Below are 18,194 nucleotides of genomic sequence, written 5' to 3' on the forward strand. Positions count from 1 at the left end.
GGGATCATTATGACGAATCGAGTAGTCACTATTACACTCAATCCGGCACTGGATCTGACCGGCAGCCTTGACACATTACAAGTCGGTTCTGTCAGTCTGGTCAATCAAGGTTCGCTTCATGCGGCAGGAAAAGGGGTTAACGTTGCTCAGGTGCTCAGTGATCTGGGTGCTGAAGTTACCGTGACCGGTTTTCTGGGTAACGATAATCAAGACATCTTCTGTCAGTTATTCGAATCCATGGGTGCAACGGATGCGTTTATCCGCGTTGATGGCGCAACCCGAATCAACGTGAAGCTGGTCGAGTCTTCCGGTGAAGTCAGCGATATCAACTTCCCCGGTGTCGAAGTGTCACCACAAGCCATTGCAGCATTTGAAGAAACATTGTTCCGACTGGCTGAAAGTCATGAATATTTTGTCTTGGCGGGCAGTTTACCGAAAGGGGTTTCTCCTCAGCTTTGTGCATCTTGGATCGAGCAACTCCACCAACAGGGTAAGAAAGTGTTGTTCGATAGCAGCCGCGATGCGCTTGCCGCCGGTCTGGAGGCTCATCCGTGGTTAATCAAACCCAATGATGAGGAATTGTCTCATTTCGTCGGCAGACCGCTTGAGTCTGCGGCTGAATGTCAGCAAGCAGCGAGCGAACTCGCCGCAAAAGAGATCGAAAATATCGTCGTCTCAATGGGTGCAAACGGGGTGATGTGGCTTAACAACAATGAATGGCTACATGCGAAACCACCTCGGATGAATGTCGTCAGTACCGTCGGAGCCGGTGATACGCTGGTTGCCGGGTTGTGCTGGGGACATATGCAGTCCATGAAGAAGGAGGAGCTACTTACCTTTGCAACGGCACTATCTGCACTAGCAGTGAGTCAGGTGGGTGTCGGTGTCGCCGATATCCAACAGTTAAACACCCTACAACAGCAGATCCAATTACAACCGTATAGCCCTGAGGCTAGTAATTAAGGACAACAATAAGGTCGTAACTATGAAAATTGCCATTATTACCGCGTGCCCAAGCGGCGTCGCAAATAGTATTCTCGCTGCCGGTTTGTTAGAGCAAGCAGCGAAGTCTCTGGATTGGTCAGCAACGGTTGAATGTCACTCTTCCGTTGTCGATGGCTATACGCTCACTGACGCCGATGTTGCTGAAGCGGAGCTGGTTGTCATTGCTGCCAATACACCTGTTGATACCACCCGTTTCGTTGGCAAAAAAGTTTACCAAAGCGATATTGCCGCATGTACAGCGGATCCAACCGCTTATCTGAAAACAGCCGCAGAACAAGCGCAAGTCCTTGATAAAGCGCAAACCGTTGCGGCAGCACCAGTTGCATCAGCAGCAAGCGCGAAGAAAATCGTTGCAATTACAGCCTGCCCGACAGGTGTTGCACACACATTCATGGCGGCTGAAGCACTGGAAAATACTGCTCAAACCATGGGACACCAGATCAAGGTGGAAACGCGTGGTTCCGTCGGTGCAAAAAACCAACTGACTGCCGAAGATATTGCAGCGGCTGATCTTGTCATTATCGCGGCTGATATTGAGGTGCCACTGGATCGTTTCAACGGGAAGAAGCTCTACCGGACCAAAACAGGCCCGGCACTGAAAAAAACACAGGAAGAGATCGAAAAAGCATTCGTTCAGGCGACTGTTTATCAGGGTTCTGCTGGTTCCAGTGAAGCAGCGACTGAAGAGAAGAAAGGTGTTTATAAACACTTGATGACAGGTGTATCACACATGTTGCCCGTGGTGGTTGCCGGTGGTTTGATCATCGCCTTGTCTTTCGTCTTCGGGATTGAAGCCTTTAAAGAAGAAGGAACACTTGCCGCTGCACTGATGAAAATCGGTGGTGGTTCCGCATTTGCGCTAATGATTCCGGTATTGGCAGGTTACATTGCCTTCTCGATTGCAGACCGTCCCGGGCTTGCTCCTGGTTTAGTCGGTGGTATGTTAGCCAGCTCTATCGGTTCTGGTTTCCTTGGTGGTATCGTTGCTGGTTTCATTGCCGGTTATGCCGCAAAACTGATTGCAGATAAAGTACAACTGCCTCAGTCGATGGAAGCATTGAAACCGATTCTGATCATCCCATTCTTAGCCACACTGGCGACTGGCTTGATCATGATTTATATCGTGGGTACACCCGTTGCGAACATCATGTCAGCAATGACAACATTCCTTGAGAATATGGGCTCAGGTAATGCGATTCTGCTAGGGATTATTCTCGGAGCAATGATGTGCTTTGACTTGGGTGGTCCGGTCAATAAAGCAGCCTATACCTTTGGGGTTGGTCTGTTAGCTTCGCAACAGTATCTGCCAATGGCGGCAATCATGGCTGCCGGTATGGTGCCGGCATTGGGTATGGGTGTTGCAACCTTCATCGCTAAAAATAAATTTGAGAAAAGTGAACAAGAAGCAGGGAAAGCATCATTCGTGCTGGGTCTGTGTTTCATCTCAGAAGGTGCGATTCCATTTGCAGCGAAAGATCCAATGCGTGTCATCCCTGCTTGTATGGCTGGTGGTGCGGTCACTGGTGCATTATCAATGCTGTTCGGTGCGAAGCTGATGGCGCCTCACGGTGGTCTGTTCGTACTGTTAATTCCAAACGCAATTTCACCAGTGCTGATGTATCTGGTTGCGATTGCTGTCGGTACAGCAATCACTGGTATTGGCTATGCGATGCTTAAACCACAATCAGCATTAGAGAAAGCAGTCTCCTAAACCCTCTTGGGGCACATCTTTGCTCCATTGAAAACGGTTTGCCAGTGGGAATCCCCCACTGGCTTTTTTATATTTGACGATCATCGAATTTGACGCTCATCGATAAGACGGGAAATCACGGATAACACACGTAACCATCGAGATGCTTCCCTCTGATGACCCGCGATAAATGAACCGATATAAAAAATCCCCTCAGACACAATGTCTGAGGGGATCGTCAATGTAATTGATCAATACGCTCGCTCAACCACCGGTTCCAAATGGTGAACAGAACATATCCGTATCACTACATTGCTTATCGGCCTAAGTAGTTCATCAGCCAACTCATTGCAGGACGTGGTGAGCCGTTATCATAAATCAGACCCGAGCCATCGACCCATGTTCTGCCGACAACATATCCCCACAACGTAATCCCTGCAACCGCATCAGAGTTATAGAATAACGGGAACTGTTGTCTCATGACATTCAGTTGTTCCTGATCATTCCCTCTGGCCACGTCATATTCAGAAATATAAATCGGTAACCCTAGCGCAGCGACTTTATTCAGATTCGCTTGCAATTGAGAGACTGAGAAGTTTTCCAAACCATGCGCTTGTAGCCCGATTGCATCAACAACCCCAGCTTGTACGGCCGGTCTTGCCATCGCAATGAACTCATTGGTATTCCAGCTTAACACGTTGTAATCGTTAAGAATCAATGTTGCATTCGGACAATATTTACGTGCCAGTTGGAATGACTTGATGATCCAATCATTACCAAAGGCTCTTCGAGCATATTCAGCCGGTGCATGACCCGGAGTTGCTTCGTTAACGACATCAATCATCGCAACATCAGGATAGCGAGTACAGAAATCACGGATCCATTCTTCGATTTCGCCTGCTTGCTCAGATGGGCTTAATCGATCCATCCAAGACGGATACTGATTTCCCCAGACAAACGTATGCTGTTTAAATGGAATATTATTTTGTTTCGCATAATTATAAGAGGCGTCAACCGAACTCCAGTTGTAAACATCACGCGTTCTTTCAACAGAGCCCCATTTGCCTTCATTTTCTGGCGTAATCTGATCCCAGTATCTGGTGAAATCTCCACGAACCTGACCAGAAGTGGTGATATTTCCGACGAATTTCTTACCGTTTCCAGGGTTGTCAGAACCGCCACCGCCAACATCTTCAACCGACATGTCATCTGCATAATAGCTAACACGATCATTATCAGATTCAATAATCAAATGCTGGAACGGTGAACCTGACTGGGTATATGACCCTTTCAGCTCAGTCCACTGATAGTCGTTAGCTGATACGCTTCCAATCCGGACATATTCATTATTTGTCCGTTTACCAGTCAGAATAATATTGGCACGCTGAGATCCCGGCGCTAACCGAACCCAAACAGACACATTATATTTTTTACCATTGATTAATGGTGCCGGCTTAAACGTAATACCATTCCAAGTCGCATTGCGATTTAAAATCTGTACACTCGCTGCCCCACTATGACTCGCTTGATTGGTGCGAGTGATATAACCCCCAACTGATGACCAGTTGGTTAGTCCATTTTCAACACCACCATTGTTTGCCAAACCAGCAAACGATTCAGCAGCATAATATGCTGCGAAATCTGATGGCGCTGCTGCACTGACATCTGCCTGAGTGTCGGCAGTCGCACTCATAAATGGCATCATCAAAGCAGCCAAAGCCGTCAGAACCGGTCCTGTCCGGAACTGTTTAGCCTTGAAACCTAACCATTGCCGTTGTGTTATTTCCTTCATGTTTTCTCCTTTTGCGTTAAGACGCTATCACTATTTATCAAGCGAATTCTTCCGTCGAGGAGGAACCCATGACAAACAGTTCAAACATAGACCCAAAATATAAATCAGGTCGCATATAGAATATCACCAAATTAAAAAGATGAGAGATACCACCTCATATTTTTGTTATTTGCGTCTATATATTTTTAAAACGAAGTATCAATTTGTGATCTCGTCACCGAATTAAAACTTGCAATCAATGAAGGAATATTTGGCGTGTTATAAACATGATATTTATAAAAAAAATGGCCTCAGGTATAAAATAACCGAGGCCATTGAGTAATATGTTATATCAATTGATTGTTATTAAACCATCATTTTAATTTTATTACTTATTTCTAGTTAAAAATATCAATAATTTGTGCCGTTTCATGAGATGCCATATCTCGAAAAAAACTTTGTCCGAGCAATACGGGAGAGCGAGTCCGCTGTAAAGCATCGGTCAACATAAATTCGGTCCGCTCTTTAATCTCTTGGCCAAATTCAACCCAAGTCACCACCACAGCATGTCGTTCTGCGTCAGTATGTACTTGGGTCGGTGTAACTTTCATCCAACGCATTACCGGTAAACTGATGGGCACACTTTTACGCTGACCCGACTGAATACTAAACTGAACCCAATCCTGACCACTACGCTGAAAATAATTGACATCCGTCGTCGATAATCGGGATACCTCAACCCCCCGATCAAGCAGAGCCGGGAACTTTTCATTGACCCCGGGCAGATACACCCAATCTTTTTGAGCGACGTCTGACTGCTGAGCCGGCGGCATTGTTGTTACAGTTGTTGTTACATCTGCGGTCATCGCCGGAATATCTGTCATCACCTGTTCATCAGGGCGTTCCGCCTGCGCAGACACCGCAGAAACCGCCTCAGGCTGATCAGCGACATCCGCTTGCACAGTCAATGTCTCCGGCGTTGCCGCATCACTCTGGGGTGCAAATTCATATCCATAGGCTTGATCGATCGGTTGCAGCGCTTTTTGATGATCGGTATAGCCGCCATCCTGCGGTGTTGTCGATGACGACACTGCCACAGATCCTGTATGACTACATCCCACCAGCCCGCTAAACAGCATTAATATCATCCATGACTTCCATGGTCGTTTCATCCGGTTCCCCCACCTTTATTGTGCCGCCAAATTTGATGCTGCCACTAAAATTCATCAACTGAGTCATATCGATTGGTGACTGTTCTCTTGATGACTGATTCTATTTGTTGCTTATCTATTTGTTACTTATCTAATTGTTACTTATTGATTTGTTATTGACTAAAGTGTGGCGGTTTATAGTTAACTTTCAAGATTTTAGTCGATTTTTTGTCCTGAAAACCACAACTTTTTACGCTTTAGGCTGACTCACCCGTGATCTGCTTTCCACTGATATGGACCAGACGGGCAACCTGAACGGTCGTCTGTTCAAGATGACTGGCTGCCTGAGCGAGTGCCGCATCCAGTGTCATGACCGCTTGTACTGTACCGAAAGCGGCGTCAATGCCAGCCTCATAGAGTTGCTGCTCAGTCGCTTTTACGCTTCCGGCAAGCGCGATAACCGGTTTACCGTAACGTTTGGCAAGATGGGCAATCCCAACCGGCACTTTACCATTAAGGCTTTGTGTATCAAGGCACCCTTCACCGGTAATGACTAAATCGCAGCGGGCAATTTCCGGTGCCAGATCAAGCGCTTCACTGACGAGTTCAACCCCCGGAGATAATCGGGCATTGAGAAATGCTATCAATGCAGCGCCAACGCCACCGGCAGCCCCTGCTCCGGGTCGCGTATCAACGGTTTGGCCGAGCTGCTTTTCTACCATCTCAGCATAATGAGCCAAGCCTCGATCCAGCACCCGAACCATCGCTGGTGTTGCGCCCTTCTGGGGCCCATAAACTGCTGCCGCGCCCGATTTTCCGGTTAATGGATTCGTTACATCACAAGCGACCTCTATCCGACATGACTGCAAGCGGGGATCTAAACCGGAAAGGTCAATTGAATCAAGCCGAGACAGCGTCGCACCACCGGGTGGTAACTCATCTCCTTGCGCATCGATAAACGATGCACCCAACGCCTGCATCATCCCGACGCCACCGTCATTGGTCGCACTCCCGCCGATTCCCAGCACCAGATGATTAATCCCCTCATCCAATGCCGCGCGGATCAATTGTCCGGTCCCAAAACTCGTCGTCAGTAACGGATTACGTTCCTCGGCCGTCAGTAATGCCAATCCGCTGGCTGCCGCCATTTCGATAAACGCCGTTTGTCGGTCTTGACTCATCCCCCACTCAGCATCAATTTCAACACCAATCGGGTTATTGACACGCGCCGTCAGTTTTTGTCCTTGAGATGCCGTAACCAAAGCATCGACAAATCCATCCCCGCCATCGGTAACTGGTTTTTTGATACACTCAGCCTCAGGAAAAACTTGCTGCCAGCCCTGTGCAATGATTTCTGCGACCTCGACAGCACTCAAGCTCTCTTTAAATGAATCAGGGGCAATCACTATTCTCATCAATATCTCTCCGTAATCTCGCTCGTATTCCTCGGTATTTCATCACTCTTAGTCGTCAAAACCACTCGCACATGCACGCAGTTCATATTTAAACTCGGTCAGTACGCGATACAGATCAGTATATTACATAGACACATGGCACCACTTACCGAGATCACGGATTCAAAATAATGCTTGCTGCACGATGTTTAAAATTTGATGTAAAGGAAAAACAATCACACGGCTCTCTCAGCCTAAAGTTGCTCAATCATCAACTTCCGCTGAGTCAGATAAACGGTCATGCTGGATCGGGTCATACTCAATATCAGTCGTAGGTTTTTTCTATATGAGAATAAGATTATATTCACTAATGATATTAATAATCATTTCATCAAATTAATCTTGCATTTTTAACTAGTGAAGTAACAGTTCAGTTACGCTACGTTTACAAACAGGTTACTAAAAAAATTCAATAAAAACCTTTGTTGAGGAGAAGTAAATATGAAAGTTTTAGTTCAGTTTGATCAAAGCGGAAAACACAGAGACCATGCTTGGGAAGCCCCCATTGCTCATGCTAAAGGTGAATTGTTAGCCGTCAGTCCAATACTTGCTGTTCAGTTACTCAAAAATCGTCAAGCCCACCTTTGTCTCAATGAGTCTGGAGAAATTCGATTCAGCTCGTAGCGCATTTGATGCTGTTGATTGTCATCGACAGCAACCTTTAAAAAATTCCCCCCACATGTTTGGGTGGCGCCACTGCCCAAGGCAATACCCAACATGTTTTTCTCTCCGATTTTATTCCTCTCCACACGCATTTGCTTTTGGGATGACCAGCATTCGAATCGCACAATCACACATATCATCAACATGCTGACTATCGGCATACACGCCATCGATGACCAGTCGTGCTAAGCCATGCATGGTGCTCCAAATAACTTGTGCGAGCCGTACGGTTGTTTCTTCCTGAGGGAAAAGGCCCTCTTGCTGCCAGCGGGCAGTAATATCAACCTGATACTGAAAACAGAGATAGGCAATTTCTTTTAATGCGGGGGTGGCTTGTGCTTGCTTCCAGATAGCCCGGCCAAACATCAGTTCATATGTTTCCGGTGTTGTGGTCGCATCATGAATATAGTGATAGAAGAACTGGCGAAACGTCTCGTGATGATCATCCGTTGCACTTTCGACTAATTGACGGGTGCGCTGATACCAATGATGAAACCCCTGCTCAGCCAACGCGCAGAGTAATTCATTTTTGTCCTGAAAATGGTGATATAACGCGGTTCGTGATACCCCAACGTGGTCCGCCAGTTTGCGTAATGACAGCCCTTCAATTCCGGTTTCTTTGAGCATCAGAGCCGCTGACTGTAATAGGCTTCGCCGCAGATCACCATGATGGTAGTTCAATTTTCTTGATTTCATACTCTGTAAATTAGCATGAATCTTGACAGTGTCAAAATCATCGACAATATTGACACTGTCAAGATAACAATCGAGGGACATGATTTATGCCAGCATCTGCTCATCCACACTATCCACATCTGTTCCAGCCTCTGGATTTAGGATTTACGACCCTGAAAAACCGAGTGTTGATGGGATCGATGCATACCGGATTGGAAGACATCCCTCATGGCGAAAAACGGCTTGCCGCTTATTATGCTGAACGCGCCAGAGGCGGGGTTGGTTTGATCGTAACCGGGGGCATCGGCCCGAATCCCGAAGGTGCAACGCACCCGAATAGCCCGGGGCTCACCACGGCAGCACAAATTCAGGCCCATCGAGTCGTCACCCAAGCCGTTCATGCCGAAGGGGGCAAAATCTGCCTGCAAATTCTGCATACCGGACGATATGCCTATAACCCGGCGCTGGTGGCTCCGTCGGCCATTCAGGCACCGATTAACCGCTTCAAACCCAATGCCCTCGATGAATCCGGTATTGAAAAACAGCTCGATGACTTTGTACAAACGGCACTTAACGCACAACAGGCGGGTTATGATGGTGTCGAAATCATGGGCTCGGAAGGCTATCTGCTCAATCAGTTTATTGCGACACGCACGAACCAACGTGATGATCAATGGGGAGGCAGCTATTCCCATCGCATTCGCTTTCCGTTAGAGGTCGTGCGACGCGTCAGAGCCGCCGTCGGTCAACATTTCATTCTCATCTATCGTCTTTCGATGTTGGATCTGGTTGAAGGTGGCTCCAGTGCCGCAGAAGTCACCGAGCTGGGTCAAGCCATTGAAGCTGCCGGAGCAACGCTAATCAATACCGGCATTGGCTGGCATGAAGCCAGAATTCCGACCATTGCAACCTGTGTCCCCCGGGGGGCGTTTACGTGGGTAACGAAACATTTTCGTCAGGCCTTGCAGATTCCGGTGATTACCACCAACCGTATTAACACCCCGGAAATGGCTGAAAGCGTCTTAGCCCGTGGTGATGCCGATATGGTTTCCATGGCTCGTCCTTTTCTGGCCGATCCTGATTTTGTTTACAAAGCCCAGCACGGGCGCAGTGATGAAATCAATACCTGTATCGGCTGTAATCAAGCCTGTCTCGATCACGTCTTTGTCGGCAAGATAGCCAGTTGTCTGGTCAATCCATTCGCTTGTCATGAAACCGAATTAGTGGTCAGCCCCACAGCACAGCCAAAACAAATCGCAGTCGTTGGTGCCGGTCCGGCCGGGCTCGCCGCAGCGGTCACAGCAGCCCGGCGCGGTCATCAAGTTACCTTGTTTGATGCAGCGTCTGAAATTGGCGGTCAATTTAATATTGCCAAACAAATTCCGGGGAAATCCGAGTTTCACGAGACACTGCGCTATTTTGCCCGTCAACTTGCATTATTGCAGGTCGATATTCAGCTCAACACGCACGTTGATGTCGAGCAATTGAATCAGTCAGATGTCGATGAAGTCATCATTGCAACGGGCGTCTTCCCCCGCACGCCCGCGATAGAAGGGATTGATCACACGAAAGTGCTCAGTTACCTCGATGTCTTACGGGAACAGCATCCTGTCGGTCAACGAGTCGCGATTATCGGTGCAGGAGGGATTGGGTTTGATGTGGCGGAATATCTGTCTCATGCAGCCGATCAAAGCGCATTGACCACACCTCAGGCATTTATGCAGCAATGGGGGATCGATATGACGCTCAAGGCTCGCAGTGGCATCGAAGGCGTACAACCCGCGCACCCCAAATCCCCCCGCCAGATTTATCTACTCCAGCGTAAAACAACCAAAGTTGGTGCTGAGTTAGGTAAAACGACCGGCTGGATTCACCGCACCAGTTTATACAACAGAGGGGTTCAAATGATATCAGGCTGTGAGTATTTGCGGATCGATGATGATGGCCTGTGGCTACGCGTCAACGATGAAGAGCAATGTCTCGGTGTGGATCAGGTGATCATGTGTGCCGGGCAAGAACCTTTGCGAACCCTGACTGAGGGGCTGAATAAACCCTATCACTTAATCGGTGGGGCCGATATCGCTGCCGAGCTCGATGCTAAACGGGCCATTCATCAGGGTACCATCACAGCGATGCAGATATAGGGCAACGATAAAAATAGCCGACATCAATCCCTTGTTCGGGGGACGGTTTCAATCATGCCCTGAAGCCAGTTATTTTCAAACGACTCGGCAGAGAGCGGCTGCGAGAATAAATAACCTTGGAGTCGATTCACATTCAGTGCCTGGCAAAATTGTTTTTGTTCTTCGGTTTCAATCCCTTCTGCCACCGTTTCGTAGCCCAGTGAATGAGCAAATGCACAGATAGCTTTGAGCAAGGTTCGTTGTTGCTTGTCATCGGCATTTTGCACAAAAGATTTATCAATTTTCAAGATACTGAACGGGAACTGACTCAGGTGCGATAGCGATGAATAGCCGGTACCAAAATCGTCCAAAGAGAGGCGCACCCCCGTTTGAGACAAGTTATTCAGCATTTCAATTGCGCTGAGGCTATTTTCTAAATGACTTTCCGTTAACTCCAACTCAACGAGATCAGCGGGGATATTGTATTGTGCCAGACAGCGTTGCAGGAATTCCGACAACGCATGATCCTTTAACTGGCGTGCAGAAAGATTAACCGCGATAGAAAAGCTGATATGGGGCCCCTGAGCGGTCTCAACCCATTGACTGAACTGACGGCAAGCCTCTTCAATCACCCAGCGACCAATATCAATAATCAAGTCCGACTCCTCTGCAATCGGAATGAATTCATCGGGTGGTATCATGCCCAAAGAGTGATGCTGCCAACGAATCAGGGCTTCAACACCAACCAGCCGCTCGGAATGCGTATCCACTTGTGGCTGAAAAAACAGCGTCAATTGATCGTCTTTGACCGCTTGCTTTAAGTCAAATTCCAACTGCATCCGCGACACCATTTTTTCATGAAAATCAACAGAATAATATTGAACACGATTGCGCCCGAGCTCTTTGGCACGATACATCGCAACATCAGCACATTTCATCAACCCTGTCGCATCTGTCGCACATAATGGGTAACTTGCAACGCCAATACTTACGGTGACTTCGACGGTTTGTTCCTGAATAATCATCGGTTTTTCTAACGATTTAAAAATACGCTCAACCAGTAACCGGACATGCTCAAGCTGCGGCAGGTCGTAAAAAAGAATCGCAAATTCATCGCCGCCTAAACGGCACAGCTTGTCACTTTTTCGGATTGGTTGCTCCAAGCGCCGGGCAATTTCTTGAAGGAGACTATCTCCGGCCTGATGTCCGAGCACATCGTTGACTTTTTTGAAGTTATCTAAATCTAATAATAATAAAACCAGCTGTTCACCACTGCGAGAATTCTTGGTCACCGCATCACGAAGTGCTTCATCAAAAAAATACCGATTGCGTAACCCTGTCAAGCTATCGCGCTCCGCAATATACCGCAGTTGATCATGACTGGAACGAATCTCTTGCTCCAGCGCATGGCGTTCTTGTGAAATCAAAATGGCACGCTTTAAACGTGACGACGTCACTTCACTTTTCATGATAAAATCTTGCGCACCCGCTTCGACACACGCTAACGCCAGTCTTTCATCATTACTATGGCTGAGCATCACTATCGCGGTGGAATAATCATTTCCGCCGCGAATTTCACGCAATATTTCAATACCGTTTGAAGGCGGAATCTGGTAATCGAGTAAAATCACGTCATAGCTGTGCTCAGCAGCCAGACGAATGCCCTCGGCAGCAGTGTCAGACTGATCAACTCGATTCAAAACCAGTTCTGATTTACGTAAAGTTCTGAGGGCTGACATCCGGTCAACCGCATCGTCATCAATAATCAAAATATCCATAGAACGCCTGCCTTTCATGCTGGATTTCAATCCATCGTCAGTCGTGATCAAGACATCCTAATACACGTTTGAAATCTTGATGACCGACGACTGGTCAATATATCCGGCAACATCGTTTTGATAAGCCTGTGCGATTTCTTTTTCACACCTTAAAACGGGTTTATGCTTCGTCTCTCTTCTCATCTTCTGTATTCTGTGGTTGCATACCAATCGGCCAAGAAAATGAAAAAGTGAGCCCACGTTGACCATCTGACTGAATTTGATATGTGCAGTGGTAACGCTCTAATATTTTTTTAATGATCGATAATCCCAACCCACTGCCTTCGACCTGATCTCGTGGTCTTAAAGTATGGAACAGTTCAAAGACTTTTTCCTGATGTTCAGTCGGGATCCCCGGCCCGTCATCGCTGACTTTAAAGTGAAGAGATTGGGGAGACTGGGAAACCGTGATGGCGATATTCCCCGTCTTCTGGTCATGATGTTTCATCGCATTGCCGATCAAGTTTCTGATAATCTGTTCCAACGGTGTGGCAATCGTTATCACATCTTCATCCGGTGCTTCAATCGTTAACGAAAAACGATTGTCGTGATTCAGTAAATGAAAGACATCATCAATCAAAGACCCAATGTTTACAGAACCGGGCAACTCTTCATTTCTGCCGACACGAGAATAGGCCAGTAAATCATTTAATAAACGCTCAAGGCGGGAGATCCGGCTTTTCATTAAGCTGAGATGCGCATAAGTTGTTTCGGTCAGCGCCCCTTCACTGTCTTCTTCAATCCATTGCGCTAACTGATTGATCCCTCTCAGCGGTGCTTTTAAGTCATGTGATGCAACAAATGCAAATTGATCTAATTCGCTGTTTGCCTCTTCCAGATCTCGATTTTTTTGCTGGAGACGTTGGCTGATCTGTTCCAGCTCTGCTGTACGTGATTTCAAATTAGCGGTGACTTTGTGCGCGAACTCAATCGCATTGCGATTTGATCGGGCGAGGATAAAGAAAATAGCAAAGAGCAACGCATCAATCATCAAGCCACCGAACAAAATAATGAAAGGCTGGGCATGATTTTGTTGCGCTCGAAATAGCTCTGTCGATTGCAGATTAAAACGCCATACACGCCCGTAGAGTTCCAGTGTAATCTCTCGCTGGAATAATGGGGAAGGATCGAAGTTTTTGGAATTTGAATCCAGCTCGGTGTACAGTAACGTGTCTCCGTCATAGATACTGAAATTGACCAGACGGTTGACGTTTTTTAACGTGCCATCCATCAATTTGAACATGATGAAAGGCGCATATACCAACCCCTTAAAATCACCATGCGTTTCACCATACCGCTCAGAAACTCTGCTCGATGAATACCATGGCGCGTAAAATAAAAATCCCGGCGTTTTCTGGTCATCCTGAACTAAAGTAATCGGACCGGTAATATTCGCCAAATGTGTATCACGTGCTTTTTTCGCTGCGGTATATCGATTGATTTCGTGTGCCATATCTAAACCAACCGCTCTGCGATTTTCCGCTTGCGGTTCAATATAGGTAATTGGCCAATATTCTGATTCAGCATGCTCAGGGTGAATCGCATAATCATCCAGAGATGATCTTTGCCATGACAGGTAGTTCGACAGCTTTTCCGGGGGAACATAATGAATCACGCCAATCCCGTTAATGCCCGGGAAACGCTGATCAATCTGTAAGCTGGTTGAAAACGTTCGCCAATCTGCCCGCGCAGCATCACGCGGAAACATTTTCAATGCAGAAACACCCGCCCATAACGCCTCTTCGTAACGAATCATGCGCTCTTGAACCAACTCGACAATTTGCTGTGACTGGAACTCAAATTGATTGGCGATTTTAAGATCGGTCTGACGTTCGGTTATATAATAAGCCCCAAAAGTTAATAACAGAGACAGTGAAATCACGACCCAATGATACCAATGTAATCCAGAGGAGACGCCACTCACGTGATATTCCATGTCTTTTGGTTGAGATGACATCAATATCCTATCCCTAACATCGAAGCGATATTTTTAAGTTAGTTGAAGGAGTGTGAAACCTCAATATTCGTTCAATCGTCTAATGAGGATTATTTTAAGTGGGTGCTCATTCAATAAGAATCTAAGTCACATCAAGAATACATTAGACTCACAGACTTACTCAGGAAGTTGGGCAAAACTTGGCAGGTCGCCTGAATTTTTTGACCAACTCGCCTGACTGTCGATAAAAATATTCGCGTCAGGCTTATGGGGGAGTTCAGAATTGAGGCTGCCAGCGGGGAGCAGAACCATCATACTATCAATCACCGTCGGCACGGCAGAGCCACAGTTTTGACAGAAGCTTTTCACATGACGGCTGTCCGGATGATGATATGTTTTCACCATATCAGCGCCACTCAGCCACTTAAACGAGACCGGCTTCACAAACAAATTTGCCGCATGAGCCGACCCTGTATCTTTACGACATCGTTGACAGTGACACAGGAAAAATTTCTGTAATTCACCTGACAGTTCATACCGGACACTGTCGCAAAGACACGAGCCTTGAAAATGATTCATCTTTTCTCCTGACAATTTTCTAAAATTCACGGGATGGATCAATGCAATGATTCATCGAAGTATTGACCCGCGGCTCACCCGACACTGAGCCGAGAGTACTTCGACATTTCGCCTCATTTACAATAGCCAACGAAACGAGCGGCGTAAGAATTTTTCAGCATCTTCAGTCACAATAACACCATGTGCCATGACAATCGTCTTTGGATGCCAACTCAGGATTTTTTTCAAATGGGCCCGGGCGGTTGCTTTTCCGGTCATGAAACTTAATCGCCAATCCAGCGGCATCTTCCCTGTTGGGGCTAAAATCCCGGTCAGCTTAGCCAGCAAACGCTGAAAGATATTGAATGCCTTCGGGGAGAAATTCTCAATCAGGTCCGTCACGATGAGCGTCTCACTCGGCCGGTGAAAAAAGACACATTCCTCCATGACCCGAGAGCCGGTAAATAACACATCATCCAGTTCATCACCCCAGAGATAGTCAGCCTGTGCAGACAACATTGCGTTGAATGTTAAGTCCTGACGTTTATGACGCACCCCTTCCGTTCCATAGGTGAGCGCCTCTGGATAGGCGTCTTGCCATTGGGAAATGAACAGATGATGAAGTTGGTTGGGAGCAATCAAATACTTGACCGCCCCTAAAGTATCGACGGACGCTTTCAGATCAGGATTTAATTCAATCGGGCTGTGGACCCATAACGATTGATCAGCAAGCCGAACGATCGTCATCCGGGTCGAGTAAGGCAAGGTCAAAAACGGGACCGCTTTACCATCAAATATCCAAATATTTTCGCCAATCGCTCTCATGATGTTCTCCGTTGTGGTTTTTCATCTGGTTGTTATTGCATGACGGGTTGTTGTTGCTCGATGGTTAGTATGCAACAAAAAACATAAAATTCACAGACAGCATAACTCCTTGCAACTTCCCCACATTTTCTCCGACGTTTGCTTCAAGTTCTGTATATAACTTACTGTAAATCTTATATTTGTTCGCAAAACTGTTCGCAAGCCCCCCTATTCAATAGTCATCGAAGCACATAGTCTATCCCTGCTGCGGTTCATGTGCCTCAGCCGTCCGGACGAACACAACAACCTAGCTATACGTTTCAAGTAATACGTTTCAAGCAATTCGTTTCAATATGGAGACTCAAATATGAGCAATTTATATATATTTCCGGTGACTGAAACTCACAACAGCAAGCTGGATGAAGCCTACGAAGTCGCTGAAGATTTTGGCATCGTGAATCAAGGTACTGCAATCTGGGTACCGAAGTTCTTTCAGTATGATGGTGCGAGTATTCCGAGTGCTGCCTACAGCATTATCGGTACGCCATTTAACCCGCGTTTCATGAAAGCTGCGGTTATCCACGACTGGCTTTATTACACGCACTTGTTAAGTCGCTCAGATGCAGACCAACTGTTCTATGAGCTACTGCGCGAATCCGGTGTCAGCAAAGTCAAAGCGATTTTAATGCGCGAAGCCGTTGAAGCATTCGGCCATTTCTACTGGGAAAATAATGATGATGATTTGCAATATTTATCTGATCTGAAAACCATGATTCAGAATGATAATCGCCAACCATCAAAGTATGGTCTGTAATTTACGGATAAAACAAAGCAAGCATCTCATCATCTTTTATTCTGTATAATATAAAAGCGTGGTTGAATAATGCCATCATTCCGTCCTGTGTTCTCGGACGGAATGTCCGATACATACAGTACACAATATTTTATCTCATGATTTTCCATACATTTTTATACTGATTATTCAAATCCAGATCACAGATATCGTTTCAATAAATTTAAAACTGCTTTATTAATAATATAAATAAAAATATAGGAATCGACTATCTAGCGTACTGTCACAACTATTATAGTTTATATCCCCTGATTGCTATTTCCGCCTATATTTAAAACAGTTGCCAATTTATTAAGGGCAATACTTGTCAAACATAATTCCAGCTAACAATACAATTATCATGAGTCATTCCACTTATCATGAGTGGTACGTCATGTTTAATTAGAGGTGAACTGATGTCATATTTACCAATACAACGTCCATCCATGAGGAAAAGTGGTTCCTCTGCCAAAAAATTATTGCTTTCCTGTCTGGGATGCTTATTGATTGGATTAACCCAGCAAGCATATGCTGTTGAACCGTTATCCGTATCCGGCAATAAAATCTATGCCGGTGATAGCATCAAAAGCTTCTCAGGAAATAGTCTGTTCTGGAGTAATAATGAGTGGGGCGGTGAAAAATTCTATCGTGCAGATATTGTCAAGATGCTCCGGGAAGACTGGAATGCCAGTATCGTCAGAGCCTCAATGGGTATTCAGGAAGATGGCGGCTATCTTGATGATCCCGCAGGCAATAAGGCCAAAGTCGTTACCGTCGTAGATGCAGCCATCGCTAACGATATGTATGTCATTATCGATTGGCATTCTCACCATGCGGAAGATAATGTTGCTGAAGCCGTCAGCTTCTTCCGGGAAATGGCTCAGAAATATGGTGACAGCCCCAATGTCATTTATGAGATCTACAATGAGCCCCTACAAATCTCTTGGGATAACGTTATCAAACCCTATGCAGAAACTGTGATTGCTGCAATCCGTGAATTTGATCCGGATAACTTAATCGTTGTCGGCACGCCAAGCTGGTCACAAGACGTCGATACCGCATCCTGGAACCCGATCAATGGCACAAATATCGCCTATACACTGCACTTTTATGCCGGAACACACGGTCAATTTCTCAGAGATAAAGCACTCACAGCGATGAACAATGGGATTGCACTATTCGTCACCGAATGGGGAACCATCAATGCCAACGGTGATGGCAATGTCAATGAAGCAGAAACTGACATCTGGGTGAACTTCATGAAAGAGCATGACCTCAGTAATGCGAACTGGGCGTTAAACGATAAGGATGAAGGCGCATCCACCTACTATCCGGATACCATGACACTGACCCCATCCGGTAAGAAAGTAAAATCGATCATCGAGAACTGGCCATATCAACTCGACAATCGCACCCCCCAAAATTGTACGGGAGTGAATGTTTATCCGAACTGGACACGTAAGTCATGGGAAGGCGGAAATTATGACCATAGCGAGAGCGGTGACTACATGGTGTACCAGAATAAACTCTATCAAGCCAACTGGTATACAAAGTCAACACCCGGGAGTGATGACTCTTGGCGCTTAACGGGTCTGTGTACAGATTAACCGATATGTCCTGAAATCCTCATTTTGTGGGACCTTGCCAGCATTCCGTGCTGGCTTTTTTCTATCTTTATATCAATCACCATCACAAATTTTTAATATTCACTAATT

The 18,194-nt window shown here is 46.3% G+C and carries 14 protein-coding genes; 6 read left to right on the forward strand and 8 right to left on the reverse strand.

Annotation, left to right across the window (positions count from 1 at the left end):
* Nucleotides 1–9 precede the first annotated feature (9 nt).
* Complete coding sequence (gene pfkB / locus BSQ33_RS17985) at nucleotides 10–963, forward strand: 1-phosphofructokinase (RefSeq protein ID WP_088134834.1); 954 nt, start codon at nucleotides 10–12, stop codon at nucleotides 961–963.
* Between the two features lie 22 nt (nucleotides 964–985).
* Nucleotides 986–2,716, forward strand: coding sequence for a PTS fructose transporter subunit IIBC (fruA, locus tag BSQ33_RS17990; protein ID WP_021019923.1), 1,731 nt, complete (start codon nucleotides 986–988; stop codon nucleotides 2,714–2,716).
* Nucleotides 2,717–3,011: 295 nt separating this feature from the next.
* Here fruA and BSQ33_RS17995 read toward each other — a convergent pair whose 3' ends face one another.
* From BSQ33_RS17995 to BSQ33_RS18005, 3 genes are all read right to left on the reverse strand, one after another.
* Nucleotides 3,012–4,487 (reverse strand): endo-1,4-beta-xylanase, encoded by a 1,476-nt coding sequence (locus tag BSQ33_RS17995; RefSeq protein ID WP_021019924.1) that lies wholly within the window; start codon nucleotides 4,485–4,487, stop codon nucleotides 3,012–3,014.
* A gap of 377 nt (nucleotides 4,488–4,864) precedes the next feature.
* Complete coding sequence (locus tag BSQ33_RS18000) at nucleotides 4,865–5,638, reverse strand: RimK/LysX family protein (protein WP_088134835.1); 774 nt, start codon at nucleotides 5,636–5,638, stop codon at nucleotides 4,865–4,867.
* Nucleotides 5,639–5,874: 236 nt separating this feature from the next.
* Nucleotides 5,875–7,032 carry a glycerate kinase gene (locus tag BSQ33_RS18005; protein WP_021019927.1) on the reverse strand — a complete coding sequence of 386 codons (1,158 nt, stop codon included), beginning with the start codon at nucleotides 7,030–7,032 and terminating at the stop codon, nucleotides 5,875–5,877.
* Between the two features lie 480 nt (nucleotides 7,033–7,512).
* On the opposite strand from BSQ33_RS18005, the gene BSQ33_RS18010 reads away from it, so the two are divergent.
* A complete protein-coding gene (locus BSQ33_RS18010) occupies nucleotides 7,513–7,695 on the forward strand; it encodes a hypothetical protein (protein ID WP_021019928.1) in 183 nt (60 codons plus the stop codon).
* Between the two features lie 111 nt (nucleotides 7,696–7,806).
* On the opposite strand, the gene BSQ33_RS18015 is transcribed toward BSQ33_RS18010, so the two are convergent.
* The gene (locus BSQ33_RS18015; protein WP_198298219.1) at nucleotides 7,807–8,511 is read right to left on the reverse strand and encodes a TetR/AcrR family transcriptional regulator; all 705 of its coding nucleotides are present in this window, start codon (nucleotides 8,509–8,511) and stop codon (nucleotides 7,807–7,809) included.
* Between the two features lie 5 nt (nucleotides 8,512–8,516).
* Here BSQ33_RS18015 and BSQ33_RS18020 point away from each other — a divergent pair, with 5 nt between their 5' ends.
* Nucleotides 8,517–10,553, forward strand: coding sequence for an NADPH-dependent 2,4-dienoyl-CoA reductase (locus BSQ33_RS18020; protein WP_088134836.1), 2,037 nt, complete (start codon nucleotides 8,517–8,519; stop codon nucleotides 10,551–10,553).
* 23 nt (nucleotides 10,554–10,576) lie between these two features.
* On the opposite strand, the gene BSQ33_RS18025 is transcribed toward BSQ33_RS18020, so the two are convergent.
* From BSQ33_RS18025 to BSQ33_RS18040, 4 genes are all read right to left on the reverse strand, one after another.
* Entirely contained in the window at nucleotides 10,577–12,310 is a 1,734-nt protein-coding gene (locus BSQ33_RS18025) for a putative bifunctional diguanylate cyclase/phosphodiesterase (protein ID WP_088134837.1), read from the reverse strand.
* 160 nt (nucleotides 12,311–12,470) lie between these two features.
* Nucleotides 12,471–14,306, reverse strand: coding sequence for a CHASE domain-containing protein (locus BSQ33_RS18030; RefSeq protein WP_232472022.1), 1,836 nt, complete (start codon nucleotides 14,304–14,306; stop codon nucleotides 12,471–12,473).
* A gap of 156 nt (nucleotides 14,307–14,462) precedes the next feature.
* Nucleotides 14,463–14,864, reverse strand: a complete 402-nt coding sequence (locus tag BSQ33_RS18035) for a GFA family protein (RefSeq protein WP_088134838.1) — start codon at nucleotides 14,862–14,864, stop codon at nucleotides 14,463–14,465.
* Nucleotides 14,865–14,981: 117 nt separating this feature from the next.
* Entirely contained in the window at nucleotides 14,982–15,668 is a 687-nt protein-coding gene (locus tag BSQ33_RS18040) for a DUF4336 domain-containing protein (RefSeq protein WP_021019935.1), read from the reverse strand.
* A 346-nt stretch (nucleotides 15,669–16,014) separates the two neighbouring features.
* Here BSQ33_RS18040 and BSQ33_RS18045 point away from each other — a divergent pair, with 346 nt between their 5' ends.
* Nucleotides 16,015–16,461 (forward strand): DUF1353 domain-containing protein, encoded by a 447-nt coding sequence (locus tag BSQ33_RS18045; protein ID WP_074373047.1) that lies wholly within the window; start codon nucleotides 16,015–16,017, stop codon nucleotides 16,459–16,461.
* Between the two features lie 434 nt (nucleotides 16,462–16,895).
* On the forward strand, nucleotides 16,896–18,086 hold the full coding sequence (locus tag BSQ33_RS22055; RefSeq protein WP_088135294.1) for a cellulase family glycosylhydrolase: 1,191 nt from the start codon (nucleotides 16,896–16,898) through the stop codon (nucleotides 18,084–18,086).
* Nucleotides 18,087–18,194: the final 108 nt, after the last annotated feature.

It is taken from the genome of Vibrio gazogenes (assembly GCF_002196515.1).
GTDB classification, from domain to species: domain Bacteria; phylum Pseudomonadota; class Gammaproteobacteria; order Enterobacterales; family Vibrionaceae; genus Vibrio; species Vibrio gazogenes_A.